The organism is Microcoleus sp. FACHB-1515, from assembly GCF_014696105.1.
GTDB lineage: Bacteria > Cyanobacteriota > Cyanobacteriia > Elainellales > Elainellaceae > JAAUTJ01.
This window is the reverse complement of sequence record NZ_JACJPO010000042.1, coordinates 40506-51408: the sequence shown is the minus strand read 5'-3', so window position 1 is coordinate 51408 and position 10903 is coordinate 40506. Positions and strand designations below refer to the sequence as shown.

At 52.7% G+C, this 10903-nt stretch carries 16 protein-coding genes, 1 tRNA gene and 1 pseudogene; 16 read left to right on the top strand and 2 right to left on the bottom strand.

Annotated features, from left to right (window positions below; all coding sequences use genetic code 11):
- Both H6F67_RS15070 and mazF read left to right on the top strand, forming a co-directional pair.
- A pseudogene (locus H6F67_RS15070) lies at positions 1-90 on the top strand (IS1 family transposase); the annotation flags it as partial.
- 1179 nt (positions 91-1269) lie between these two features.
- Positions 1270-1617: an endoribonuclease MazF gene (mazF, locus tag H6F67_RS15065; protein WP_190767441.1), complete on the top strand. Its 348-nt coding sequence runs from the start codon at positions 1270-1272 to the stop codon at positions 1615-1617.
- 25 nt (positions 1618-1642) lie between these two features.
- Here the strand turns inward: mazF and H6F67_RS15060 are convergent, their stop codons facing one another.
- On the bottom strand, positions 1643-2797 hold the full coding sequence (locus H6F67_RS15060; RefSeq protein ID WP_190767440.1) for a site-specific integrase: 1155 nt from the start codon (positions 2795-2797) through the stop codon (positions 1643-1645).
- Positions 2798-2870: 73 nt separating this feature from the next.
- Here H6F67_RS15060 and H6F67_RS15055 point away from each other — a divergent pair.
- Together H6F67_RS15055 and H6F67_RS15050 are read left to right on the top strand one after the other, a co-directional pair.
- A tRNA-Pro gene (locus H6F67_RS15055) sits at positions 2871-2944 on the top strand.
- A gap of 421 nt (positions 2945-3365) precedes the next feature.
- On the top strand, positions 3366-4088 hold the full coding sequence (locus H6F67_RS15050; RefSeq protein ID WP_190767439.1) for a PspA/IM30 family protein: 723 nt from the start codon (positions 3366-3368) through the stop codon (positions 4086-4088).
- Positions 4089-4181: 93 nt separating this feature from the next.
- Here the strand turns inward: H6F67_RS15050 and H6F67_RS15045 are convergent, their stop codons facing one another.
- Positions 4182-4658 (bottom strand): NAD(P)H-quinone oxidoreductase subunit N, encoded by a 477-nt coding sequence (locus H6F67_RS15045; protein ID WP_190767447.1) that lies wholly within the window; start codon positions 4656-4658, stop codon positions 4182-4184.
- 575 nt (positions 4659-5233) lie between these two features.
- Between H6F67_RS15045 and rplC the strand changes: the two genes are divergently transcribed.
- Genes rplC through rplX form a run of 12 tightly spaced genes read left to right on the top strand, consistent with a single transcriptional unit; the run spans position 5234 to position 10880 of the window.
- Positions 5234-5872, top strand: a complete 639-nt coding sequence (rplC, locus tag H6F67_RS15040; RefSeq protein ID WP_190767438.1) for a 50S ribosomal protein L3 — start codon at positions 5234-5236, stop codon at positions 5870-5872.
- Positions 5873-5894: 22 nt separating this feature from the next.
- Complete coding sequence (rplD, locus tag H6F67_RS15035; protein ID WP_190767437.1) at positions 5895-6530, top strand: 50S ribosomal protein L4; 636 nt, start codon at positions 5895-5897, stop codon at positions 6528-6530.
- On the top strand, positions 6523-6867 hold the full coding sequence (locus H6F67_RS15030; protein WP_190767436.1) for a 50S ribosomal protein L23: 345 nt from the start codon (positions 6523-6525) through the stop codon (positions 6865-6867). Before rplD ends, H6F67_RS15030 begins: the two co-directional genes overlap by 8 nt.
- 13 nt (positions 6868-6880) lie before the next feature.
- On the top strand, positions 6881-7747 hold the full coding sequence (rplB, locus tag H6F67_RS15025) for a 50S ribosomal protein L2 (protein WP_190767435.1): 867 nt from the start codon (positions 6881-6883) through the stop codon (positions 7745-7747).
- A gap of 12 nt (positions 7748-7759) precedes the next feature.
- Positions 7760-8038, top strand: coding sequence for a 30S ribosomal protein S19 (gene rpsS, locus H6F67_RS15020; RefSeq protein WP_190767434.1), 279 nt, complete (start codon positions 7760-7762; stop codon positions 8036-8038).
- Positions 8039-8066: 28 nt separating this feature from the next.
- Positions 8067-8429, top strand: coding sequence for a 50S ribosomal protein L22 (gene rplV / locus H6F67_RS15015; protein ID WP_190767433.1), 363 nt, complete (start codon positions 8067-8069; stop codon positions 8427-8429).
- A gap of 21 nt (positions 8430-8450) precedes the next feature.
- The gene (rpsC, locus tag H6F67_RS15010; RefSeq protein ID WP_190767432.1) at positions 8451-9206 is read left to right on the top strand and encodes a 30S ribosomal protein S3; all 756 of its coding nucleotides are present in this window, start codon (positions 8451-8453) and stop codon (positions 9204-9206) included.
- Between the two features lie 11 nt (positions 9207-9217).
- The gene (gene rplP, locus H6F67_RS15005) at positions 9218-9643 is read left to right on the top strand and encodes a 50S ribosomal protein L16 (protein ID WP_190767431.1); all 426 of its coding nucleotides are present in this window, start codon (positions 9218-9220) and stop codon (positions 9641-9643) included.
- Positions 9644-9646: 3 nt separating this feature from the next.
- A complete protein-coding gene (gene rpmC, locus H6F67_RS15000; RefSeq protein ID WP_190767430.1) occupies positions 9647-9880 on the top strand; it encodes a 50S ribosomal protein L29 in 234 nt (77 codons plus the stop codon).
- 6 nt (positions 9881-9886) lie between these two features.
- Positions 9887-10174, top strand: a complete 288-nt coding sequence (gene rpsQ, locus H6F67_RS14995; protein WP_190767429.1) for a 30S ribosomal protein S17 — start codon at positions 9887-9889, stop codon at positions 10172-10174.
- Entirely contained in the window at positions 10171-10536 is a 366-nt protein-coding gene (gene rplN / locus H6F67_RS14990) for a 50S ribosomal protein L14 (protein WP_190767428.1), read from the top strand. Before rpsQ ends, rplN begins: the two co-directional genes overlap by 4 nt.
- Positions 10536-10880, top strand: coding sequence for a 50S ribosomal protein L24 (gene rplX / locus H6F67_RS14985; protein WP_190767427.1), 345 nt, complete (start codon positions 10536-10538; stop codon positions 10878-10880). Before rplN ends, rplX begins: the two co-directional genes overlap by 1 nt.
- Positions 10881-10903: the final 23 nt, after the last annotated feature.

Here is a 10903-nt window from a genome sequence, read left to right as displayed (position 1 = left end):
AAGACACTCTCGTTCTCAAAGAAGCTTGCTAACCATATTGGAGCAATTTGGTACTTCATCCACCACTACAATGCGAGTTTACAACCCTGAATCATTACTTCTACATCTCTACCCGAGATTTTTGTTTTGGATGAAAGCGCTTCCCAGGTCAAGCAAAAACTTGGAATGCGGGAAAATTCCGTAGGTGTAGCTCATCGCCCGACAAAAGCAATTGTTTTAGACAATTGGGAGTGCTGTCGATTTGCGCTCGATGTCTGCCGTGTGCGCCCCACTGCCGGGATGACGGCGATCATTTTGCACGAACTAGCTCACTTGATCGACAGCGCTCCCGACACCGATAGTCAGCGAGAGATCAAAGCTTGGCAAAATGCGCGACAACTACTCGAAATTCACAATTTTCATGGCCTTTGTGCAGATTGGGAATTCAATCGAGTTCGCGATCGATGCTTGCAGACTTACAGTGTTTTCGCCTAACTTTTTTGCCCTAACTAACGATGCGCCCTGACTGGAATGAGCTTTGGTTACTGTACGCAGATGGCGCGGAGCTTTGCGAGCTTTCCCGCGAGGCTACGGGCAACCCTAAACGCCCAAAGCACGGGACTTTGAGGAATCATGCCAGTAGGAAGAAATGGAGCGCTAAGCGCGAATTGCTGAGGGCTGAAAAGGCAATGCAGGGCGATCAAAATGACAGGGAGAGACAGGAAGAGAATATTTGCCCTTTCTCCCATGACTTCGATCGCCCTAACGTCAATGACATCGGGTTAGTAGCCTCCGACTGTCCTGACAGCGACTACTGGCAACACGGGCGGAACTGGCGGCGGGTTTAGTCACTTTTAACGGCCTAAAACGCCTGAACCGCTTGAGTGATACAAGTTTTAACCCGCATGAGCGATTTTTATATTGAGATTCAATACTAGAATCGAAATAAGGCAAAAGTGTAATGGTTAATCATCACAGGTGATACCAGCGCGTTGCTCACAGAAGTAGGGAGGGCGGCTATGAAAAGCAGAAACAGAGCAAAGTGCCTTCGGCAAGAGCGACGGCAGGACTTCACTTCACAGAGACACTACCTGCTGAAGGTGGTGCGGTCACGGGGCGGAAAGTATGCTGGCGTTGTTTCTTACCCAATTCCCGAAGACGCAGATCCAGCATTCATCCCCGAAGAGGAGCGCTGGACACGCAGGCAGAAGTATAACCTCGATGATCTACTGACTGAAGTAACTCCTGAGAATTTGCATGATGAGGTGGATACTGGGAGATCCGTAGGTAGTGAAATCTGGTAGCTCTACCTACATCCCTGCGCGAGGTGACATCGTTTGGTTAAATTTCGATCCACAGACGGGTCGTGAGCAAAGAGGGCATCGCCCCGCCATTGTTATATCTCCCCTGAAATATAACAAGACTACAGGGTTAGCCCTCTTTTGCCCTATCACCAGCAGAGCAAAAGGGTATCCTTTTGAGGTTGCACTGATCGAGACTATGCATACATCGGGCGTTGTTTTGGTGGATCAAATTAAAAGCTTGGACTGGCAGCATAGAGACGTTAGGTTTGCTGAAACAGCCCCTCGCGATTTGATGGATGAAGTGATGGCTAGAATAGAAGCCTTCTTGTTTTGAAAAGCGCTCATTACCGATCGCGACTTCACTGATACAGGTCAGGCAACTTCAGCCACGCGACTAACCCCACGTAATGCTGAAACATCACCTGCGGGTCATGGCCTGTAATCGCAGCCACATCGACCGGATTCATACCGGAAGCCAGGGCGTGACTAACAAACGTACTGCGGGTGCTGTAGGGCTTGCGGTAGGGGATGCCCAAAGCTTTGAGCGTTGGTTTCCAGACTCGATTTCTGAAGTTGTGATCGTCTATCGGGCTGTTGCCATTAGCCGGAAACACCAGCAGGTCAGCCAGCGGAATTTGATAGTTGCCGCTCAATCGCCATTCGTGACGCTTTGCCAATTGCTCAGCTAACAGGAGCCGTAAAGCCTCATTTGTGGGAATACTGCGAATTTTGCCCGTCTTGGTGGGTCGTCTTTGTCCTCTAGAGAACGATTCGCGGACAACGATCGCCGTCAGGTCTTCCGAAATGGCGTTTGCCCGCAGTCCGATCGCTTCACCGAGCCGTACCCCTGTCAGAAACAGAAACGCCACGAATGGGTAGTAGTGGGAGTGATGCACTTTCAAGAAAGTGAGAATCGCGCTCACCTGAGTTTGAGTGAACGGCTGCGGCGGCTCGGTCGGTGTCGGCTTAAGGCGGCTGGCTGCATCCTTCCAAACATCGGCAGACAGACCAGCATGAAGCCAAGCATTGTGAATCCGACAGCAAACTTCTTTCACCGTTCGGGCTGTCACCTGATTGCTGTACCAGGTGACGAACTCGATCGCGTCGTTTTTGGTGAGGTCGGCAGCTTGACGCTCTAGCCCAAAAAACTGCTGTAAGCGTCCTCTCGTTCCGATGTACTTCTCTTGTGAGCTTTTGGATAGGGTCGAGGCGATCGACTGATAGTAAGCTTCCCAAACCTCGATCACCGTTGCTGGAGTCGAGTTTGTTGGCTCATCATTGCGGGCGATCGTTGGAGCTTTGCCATAGCGCTCTAAGGTTGGGTCAAACTCTCCATAGGCGATGTCTCTTTCAATCTCCAGCGATCGAGCAGCGGCGAGCTTGCGGTTCAGAGCCGTGTCAGCGAGGTTGAGGCTGAGATAGTAGCGCTGTCCCTGGTAGCTCCAGCGCAGCACCAACCGACCCGATCGATTCTCGATGTGGATGCCACCTTTCGCGCCTCTTTGCCGTGCCATAACCGTACCCTTCCTGATTGCGGAAGGTACAGATACGGTACGGTTCAAATGGCTGAAACCCGCTAAAAAGCAACGGGATGTAGCGCAGCTTGGTAGCGCACCTCGTTCGGGACGAGGGGGGCGCAGGTTCAAATCCTATCATCCCGATTCATCAAGACAAGCCCGTCTTTCGAGGCGGGTTTTGTCGTTTTTGCGGAATCTCAGCTTAATTGCTCAGATTCAAAAGAAATTTTTTGGAACACAGTGCAGTAGGGGCAGTGCGTGGGCACTCTAGATCTTGTATTCATCAATCACTAGTTACTAGAAGAAAGAGCTGCTGTTTTATCGATCACCATTAATTCATCAAAGATTCACTCTATTCTGCAAAAAGCTTCTTCTCCCAAAGGCTATCCTTAGACTGAAGCAAATACAATATTTCACATGATGAACCAGTTGATATTAGCAAGTGCTGAATGTACACGATGGGGCTGTTCTTGGTGGGAAGGTATCATTACAGTCATCCTTTACTCACTGGCAATGACTGCAATGAAATCTTCAAAAAATAAATTTCAAGATGAGAACAAATCAAATGGGACTGTTTGAATCTACTAACCGTACAGTGAGAGCTAATTTAGCTCGTCGAGAAGCTGAAATGCTTGACTCTTTGTGTTTACAAGATGAATCAATTAAGGAGTTGACTAAAAGCATTCTCATCCTGGCTCAATCGATCGCTGTTGCAGAATCTACTTTCAGAAATCTAGAGATTCAGCACAAGCAAACGCTTTCAGAGGTTCTGAACTGGGGTCGCACAGTTAATTTAGCGAAACAAAGAGGTCGAGAGGATCTTGCCAAAGAAGCATTAATTCGCGAACAGACCAGCAAACAAAAAGCAATTGGACAGAAGACTCGAATTAATGCTCAGGTGAGCAATCTGAATGTTCTCAAGAACAATCTGAGTGATCTAACAATCAAGCTTATTCAGCTTCAAGAGAAAAAGCTGGCAGCAGTACTAAAATTTACTGCGCCTGCTCCCGCTGCTCCTAGTTTGAACAAGTCGGAAATTGATAAAGCAACAGCATATTTCAACCAACTGGAAGCTGCCTCAATGAAGGCTGAGCCGAAGCTAGAAGCGCTCGATTTAGAGGAGATGTTTGCCTTGCTAGAAAATGGCACAGATCCAGATCTTGAGTTGGAAATGTTGAAAGCACAACTACTCAAAGGTTGCACTGTTTCCAACCCTGCGAATCGCACTACGGCTGACTCCACAGACGACGAGCTAGAGTGCCTAACAAGACAATTAGATCATCTGTAGACTTTCATAGAACAGTCCTCAGCCGATCGCTCAATTTCCAGCAAAAAGCCGTCAGCAAAACTTCACTGACGGCTTTTCATTTCTCAAAATTCTTTACGCAGCGGCCAAAACCTGCTTCAGCGGACTCCAGCGGAAAACTCGATCGCCCCCCATCTCCACACACACCTTGATGCGCGGTTCAACGGCTGGCAGCGCCGCCAAATACTCAAGCTCTTGGCGCGAAAACACAAAGCCCTCGATGATCCAGATTGCTAAACCTTTCGAGTTCGGCTGAAGTTTCTCAAGCTGATAGCCTGCGATCGGCGGCACAAAGTAACGCGCCCCCACCGCTCCTTCTCGTCCAATATCTTTTTTGCCCAAATGTGGCGGACGAACGCCGTGAACATCCATTAGATACGCCGCCGGATCGCCCATGCCGCGAGCGCTGATGTGCAGCATTCCATAGCCTGCTGCCCGGAGCCGTCGCTGATATCGGCCTTCAGACCCGCCTTCCAGCGGCGTGTAGAGTGCCAGCGTCCCTGCGTTTTCGAGATCGCGAATAAATTGCTTGCCAGTGGTAATCAGCGGCATCGGTCGCTCCAAGGGTAAAAGGGTGATATCGGGCGATCGCAGCACAAACCGCCCAATTCGTTTACATTCTGTCATTATTATAAGGAGTGCATTGCGCCGACTCGAATTTGATTTGCTAAATTTCTCGATAAAGAGATCTTGATGCATTCCCTCGATCGGCATCCCAAGTAGACAAAATCAGTTTGATTGTCTATAGTGTTTAATTGTCGCCAAATTTCAAAACCGCGCCGTTATCCCGGTCAGTGCTGACGGATTCGGACGATCTCTCGGATGACTGCTTGAGTAGCAAAGTCCAGAGAAATGCTTGAAAAGCGGGGGTGGCGATCGCTTCTGCGCTAGCAAAAGATGAATTGGAAGCTTCCCGATCGGATACTGAGGAGTTCACTGCTCAAGTCCAAGCGGGAGTTGAGGCAAACGCCGAGCTTTTGATCCACGCTTCCATGCGAATCATTGCGTAAGGCCTGCTTGTGAAAAGCCTGTGGGTTTTGCGCTTCAGAATGCGTCAAGAAAATTTCGACGAGGCGATCGCAGTCTCGTCTATTGGTTTGTTGTGTAAAGCAAGGGAGATCCTTACCGTGTCTGTTGGTATTCTCGGCACAAAACTCGGCATGACTCAGGTGTTTGATGAGGCAGGCCGAGCCATCCCGGTGACGGTGGTTCAAGCTGGCCCCTGCACCGTCACGCAGGTCAAGACGCCACAAACCGATGGCTATGCTGCGATTCAACTCGCGTTTGGCGAAGTGAAAGAAAAAGCGCTCAGCAAGCCGGAAATTGGGCATCTTGCCAAGTCAAACACCGCCCCGATGCGCCACCTGCGCGAATATCGGCTCGATGACGCCAGCAGCTATGAACTCGGTCAGCAAATCAAAGCCGATCTGTTTGAAGCAGGCCAAATTGTCGATGTCAGTGGCACAAGCATTGGTCGCGGCTTTGCAGGCTATCAAAAGCGCCACAACTTCAAGCGCGGTCCAATGGCGCACGGTTCCAAAAATCATCGCTTGCCCGGTTCAACGGGTGCAGGCACAACGCCTGGTCGCGTCTACCCCGGTAAGCGCATGGCCGGACAGTTGGGCAACGCTCGCGTCACAATTCGCAAGCTAACGGTTGTGCGCGTCGATGGCGATCGCAATCTGCTCTTGATCAAAGGGGCAGTTCCCGGCAAACCCGGTGCGCTGCTCAGCATCGTCCCGGCAAACGTCGTGGGTCAAGCCTAAAGGCAGCTAGAAGAGGAAAGTCATGGTAGATTGTGCAATTCGAGATTGGCAAGGCGCTGAAGTCGGCCAAGCCTCATTAGACCTCAAAGTCGCAAAAGCAGAAACGGCGAGCCACATCGTCCACCGCGCCCTTGTGCGGCAAATGAACAATGCTCGTCAAGGCACAGCATCGGCTAAAACCAGAGCCGAAGTCAGCGGCGGCGGTCGTAAACCCTATCGCCAAAAAGGAACAGGCCGCGCCAGAGCGGGTTCCACCCGTTCTCCCCTGTGGCGAGGCGGCGGCGTGATTTTTGGGCCAAAACCCCGCGACTACAGCACCAAGATGAACCGCAAGGAGCGGCGTCTCGCCCTGCGAACCGCGCTGCAAAGTCGGACAGACGATCTCATTGTGGTTGAGGATTTTGCTAGCCAGCTATCGCGCCCCAAAACGAAAGAGTTGGTGGATGCAATGAGCCGTTGGGGTGTTGGTGCGGGAGAAAAGGTGCTGCTGATTGTGGGCGATCGCGATGACAACGTTTACCTTTCCGCCCGCAACGTTCCCACGCTGAAGCTGATTGGCGCAAGCGGACTCAATGTTTACGATTTGCTCAGCGCCGACAAAATCGTTGTCACTGCCTCCGCGCTCACCAAGATTCAAGAGGTCTACAGCGATGACTAAGAGATCACGAGTTACGAAAAGACGATTGGTGACGGATGTTCGCGTTCCTGCCGATCGCCTGCCCGATCTGGTTCGCCGCCCGATCGTGACGGAGAAAGCGACGATCGCCCTGGAAGAAAACAAATACACCTTTGAAGTTGATCCCCGCGCTTCCAAGCCAGATATCAAAGCAGCGATTGAATCTTTGTTTGACGTGAAAGTCACCAGGGTCAATACGCACAATCCTCCGGCCAAGCAGCGGCGCGTCGGTCGCTTTGCAGGCAATCGCCCCAAGTACAAGCGGGCGATCATAACACTGGCTGAAGGCAATTCGATCACCTTGTTCCCAGAAGTGTAGGCAGGTAAATAACATGGCAATTCGGATTTATCGACCTTATACGCCCGGAACACGGCAGCGATCGGACGCTTCGTTTAGCGAAATTACCAAGACTGAACCGGAAAAATCGCTCACCTCCTCGAAGCACCGCAAAAAAGGCCGCAACAATCGCGGCGTCATCACAACTCGACATCGCGGCGGCGGCCACAAGCGGCTGTATCGCCAAGTGGATTTTCGCCGCAATAAGTACAACGTTCCGGCGAAAGTGGTGGCGATCGAATACGATCCCAACCGCAACGCTCGTCTTGCCCTTCTGTTCTACCAAGACGGCGAAAAGCGCTATATCATTCACCCTGGCGATCTCGCCGTCGGCGCAACTGTCGTATCGGGAACCGAAAATATCCCGTTTGAAGTTGGAAACGCAATGCCTCTGGGCAACATGCCGCTTGGTACGACTGTTCACAACGTTGAACTGGTGGCTGGTAAGGGCGGTCAAATCGTTCGCGCTGCGGGTGCATCCGCTCAGCTTGTGGCAAAAGAAGGCAACTACGTCACATTGCGACTACCTTCGGGCGAAGTTCGCCTGATTCGTCGCGAGTGCTTTGCCACGATCGGCACGGTTGGCAACGCCGATGTTCGCAACATCAGCATTGGTAAAGCTGGACGCAAACGCTGGAAAGGTCGCCGCCCCGAAGTACGTGGTAGCGTCATGAACCCGGTCGATCACCCGCATGGTGGTGGTGAAGGTCGTGCCCCAATCGGTCGCGCTCGTCCGGTCACGCCAACCGGAAAGCCTGCGCTGGGTGCAAAAACCCGCAAGAAGAAAAAGCTTAGCAACTCGCTGATTATTCGTCGTCGTCGTCGTGGCGGTAAGCGCGGTCGCGGCGGACGGGATTCGTAAAAGGAGAAAGTCATGTCTCGATCGCTCAAAAAAGGTCCCTTTGTCGCCGACCATCTGCTCTCCAAAGTTGAAGCGCTCAACGCCAAAAACGACAAGCAGGTGATCAAAACCTGGTCACGCGCCTCGACGATTTTGCCGCAGATGATCGGCCACACGATCGCCGTTCACAACGGTCGCCAGCATGTCCCCGTCTACGTGACCGAACAAATGGTCGGCCACAAGCTCGGCGAATTCGCACCCACCCGCACCTTTCGGGGTCACGCCAAAAGTGACAAAAAGGCTCGTCGTTAGGTGAAGGTCGATAAGCCGGAGAAAAAATATGGTTGCTGGTACACCAACTGAAGTCAAAGCGATCGCTCGCTACATCCGCATGTCGCCGCACAAAGTGCGCCGCGTCCTCGATCAAATTCGCGGTCGTTCTTACCGTGAAGCGCTGATCATCCTTGAATTTATGCCCTACCGTTCCTGCGAGCCGATCCTCAAAGTGCTGCGATCGGCGGTTGCGAATGCCGAGCATAACCAAGGCTACACGCCTGCCGATCTCGTGATCACTCAGGCGTTTGCCGATCAAGGAGCCGTGCTGAAGCGCTTTCGTCCGCGTGCCCAAGGCCGCGCCTACCAAATTCGCAAGCCGACCTGCACGATTACGATCGCCGTCGCTCCGGGCGCAGGCGACGAATAACATCATTACAAAGAGGACGAAATGGGACAGAAAATTCATCCAGTCGGCTTTCGGCTCGGCATCACGCAAGAACATCGATCGCGCTGGTTCGCCGAGGGCAATCGCTACCCCGAACTCCTGAGAGAAGACTATAAAATCCGCGAATACGTCAACAAAAATCTAGCAAACGCAGGCATCTCGGAAGTCCGCATTGAGCGTAAGGCTGACCAGATTGACCTGGAAGTCCGCACCGCTCGTCCCGGCGTGGTCGTCGGTCGCGGCGGCACGGGCATCGAGCAGTTGCGGAGCAACCTCCAGCAGGTTTTGGGTGACAGCAACCGCCAAATTCGCATTAACGTCGTGGAAGTGGCTCGCGTTGACGCCGATGCCGGACTGATTGCCGAATTCGTAGCACAGCAGCTAGAACGTCGGGTTTCCTTTCGTCGTGTTGTGCGTCAGGCAATCCAGCGGGCACAGCGAGCCGGAGTGCAAGGCATCAAGATTCAGGTGAGCGGACGGCTGAACGGCGCAGAAATTGCCCGAACGGAAGCGACCCGCGAAGGCAAAGTGCCGCTCCACACGCTCCGCGCCGACATCGACTACACCTACCGCACCGCCCAAACCACCTACGGCATCTTGGGGATCAAAGTGTGGATCTTCAAAGGCGAAATTATTCCCGGACAGGAAGAACCCGCAGTGGTTGCCGCGAACAGCAATCAGCAGCCGCGTCGTCGTCCGCAAGGTCAGCAGGGTCAACGTCGCCGCCAGCAGTTTGAAGATCGATCGAACGAAGGCTAAGGAAACTCATCATGCTCAGTCCCAAGAGAACAAAATTTCGCAAGCAGCATCGCGGCAAAATGCGCGGCCTCGCCACTAACGGCAACAACATCGACTTCGGCGATTTTGCCCTTCAAGCGATCGAGCCGTCCTGGATTACCGCTCGCCAAATCGAAGCTAGCCGACGTGCGATGACTCGCTACATCCGCCGGGGTGGAAAAATCTGGATTCGCATCTTCCCCGACAAACCTGTGACGATGCGTCCTGCTGAAACCCGGATGGGTTCTGGTAAGGGAAACCCAGAATTCTGGGTTGCGGTCGTGAAACCGGGTCGAATTCTGTTTGAGATCGCCGGAGTGTCTGAGGAAGTGGCTCGCGAAGCCATGCGCCTTGCCTCGTTCAAGCTGCCGATCAAAACCAAGTTCATCACTCGCACCACCGCTGAGGAGGAGTCGTAAATCATGGCACTGCCCAAAATCAGCGAGATTCGCGATCTATCCGATCAGGAAATCACCGATCAAATTACCGCTACCAGACGACAGCTTTTTGAGCTGCGCTTCCAAAAGGCAACGAGACAGTTAACCGGAACGCACCAGTTTAAGCATCTGCGGCATCGCCTCGCTCAACTGAAGACGATCGAGCGCGAACGCCAAATCCAGCAGGCGACCACCATCGCCGCCCCCGAACAGGAGTAACCCATCATGGCAGTTAAAGAAAGAGTTGGCGTCGTCGTCAGCGACAAAATGGATAAAACCGTCGTGGTGGCGATCGAAAACCGCGCTCCGCACCCGAAATACAAAAAGATCATGGTGCGAACCGAGCGCTATAAAGTCCACGACGAAGAAAATGCTTGCAAGACAGGCGATCGCGTCCGCATTCAGGAAACTCGACCGCTCAGCCGCCACAAACGCTGGCAAGTCATCGAAAACCTGACCAACCCTTCCACCCCTAGTCAAGAGACTACAGCCAGTCAGGAGACCGAAGCATGATTCAACAAGAAACCTATCTGAATGTGGCCGACAACAGCGGCGCTCGCAAGCTCATGTGCATCCGCGTTCTGGGCGGCAATCGTCGCTACGCCGGAGTCGGTGACGTAATCATCGCCGTTGTCAAAGACGCTCTGCCGAACATGGCCGTGAAGAAGTCCGATGTCGTCCGCGCCGTTGTCGTTCGCACCAGAAAAGGATTGCGGCGCGACAGCGGCATGAGCATCCGCTTTGACGACAACGCCGCCGTAATCATCAACCAGGAAGGCAACCCCAGAGGCACTCGCGTCTTTGGCCCGGTTGCCCGTGAACTGCGCGACAAAAACTTCACCAAAATCGTTTCGCTTGCGCCGGAGGTGCTGTGATGGCGAGAAAAAAAACCACTGAGCGCGTCAAAATGCACGTTAAAAAAGGCGACACCGTTCAGGTGATCGCAGGAAAAGACAAGGGAAAAGTCGGTGAAGTCATCCGTGCGATTCCCGACGAAAGCCGCGTCATCGTCCAGGGTGTCAACCTGAAGACGAAGCACATTAAGCCACAGCAAGAAGGCGAGTCGGGACAGATTACCACGATCGAATTTCCCATCCACTCGTCCAACGTCATGCTTTACTCCAACAAGCAAAAGGTGGCAAGCCGCATCAGCTACACCTTCAATGCGGAAGGACGTAAAGTGCGGATGCTGAAGAAAACTGGCGAAATCATCGACTAACGATTTACTTCCTGACCAAGCCC

Excerpts from the sequence above, each read along its gene's own strand:
- rpsC (WP_190767432.1), top strand. The coding sequence starts at position 8,451 with ATGGGACAGAAAATTCATCCAGTCGGCTTTCGGCTCGGCATCACGCAA.
- rplD (WP_190767437.1), top strand. The coding sequence starts at position 5,895 with ATGGTAGATTGTGCAATTCGAGATTGGCAAGGCGCTGAAGTCGGCCAA.
- rplX (WP_190767427.1), top strand. The coding sequence starts at position 10,536 with ATGGCGAGAAAAAAAACCACTGAGCGCGTCAAAATGCACGTTAAAAAA.
- rplN (WP_190767428.1), top strand. The coding sequence starts at position 10,171 with ATGATTCAACAAGAAACCTATCTGAATGTGGCCGACAACAGCGGCGCT.
- H6F67_RS15060 (WP_190767440.1), bottom strand. The coding sequence starts at position 2,797 with ATGGCACGGCAAAGAGGCGCGAAAGGTGGCATCCACATCGAGAATCGA.
- rplV (WP_190767433.1), top strand. The coding sequence starts at position 8,067 with ATGGTTGCTGGTACACCAACTGAAGTCAAAGCGATCGCTCGCTACATC.
- rplP (WP_190767431.1), top strand. The coding sequence starts at position 9,218 with ATGCTCAGTCCCAAGAGAACAAAATTTCGCAAGCAGCATCGCGGCAAA.
- rpmC (WP_190767430.1), top strand. The coding sequence starts at position 9,647 with ATGGCACTGCCCAAAATCAGCGAGATTCGCGATCTATCCGATCAGGAA.
- H6F67_RS15050 (WP_190767439.1), top strand. The coding sequence starts at position 3,366 with ATGGGACTGTTTGAATCTACTAACCGTACAGTGAGAGCTAATTTAGCT.
- rpsS (WP_190767434.1), top strand. The coding sequence starts at position 7,760 with ATGTCTCGATCGCTCAAAAAAGGTCCCTTTGTCGCCGACCATCTGCTC.
- rpsQ (WP_190767429.1), top strand. The coding sequence starts at position 9,887 with ATGGCAGTTAAAGAAAGAGTTGGCGTCGTCGTCAGCGACAAAATGGAT.
- H6F67_RS15030 (WP_190767436.1), top strand. The coding sequence starts at position 6,523 with ATGACTAAGAGATCACGAGTTACGAAAAGACGATTGGTGACGGATGTT.
- rplB (WP_190767435.1), top strand. The coding sequence starts at position 6,881 with ATGGCAATTCGGATTTATCGACCTTATACGCCCGGAACACGGCAGCGA.
- H6F67_RS15045 (WP_190767447.1), bottom strand. The coding sequence starts at position 4,658 with ATGCCGCTGATTACCACTGGCAAGCAATTTATTCGCGATCTCGAAAAC.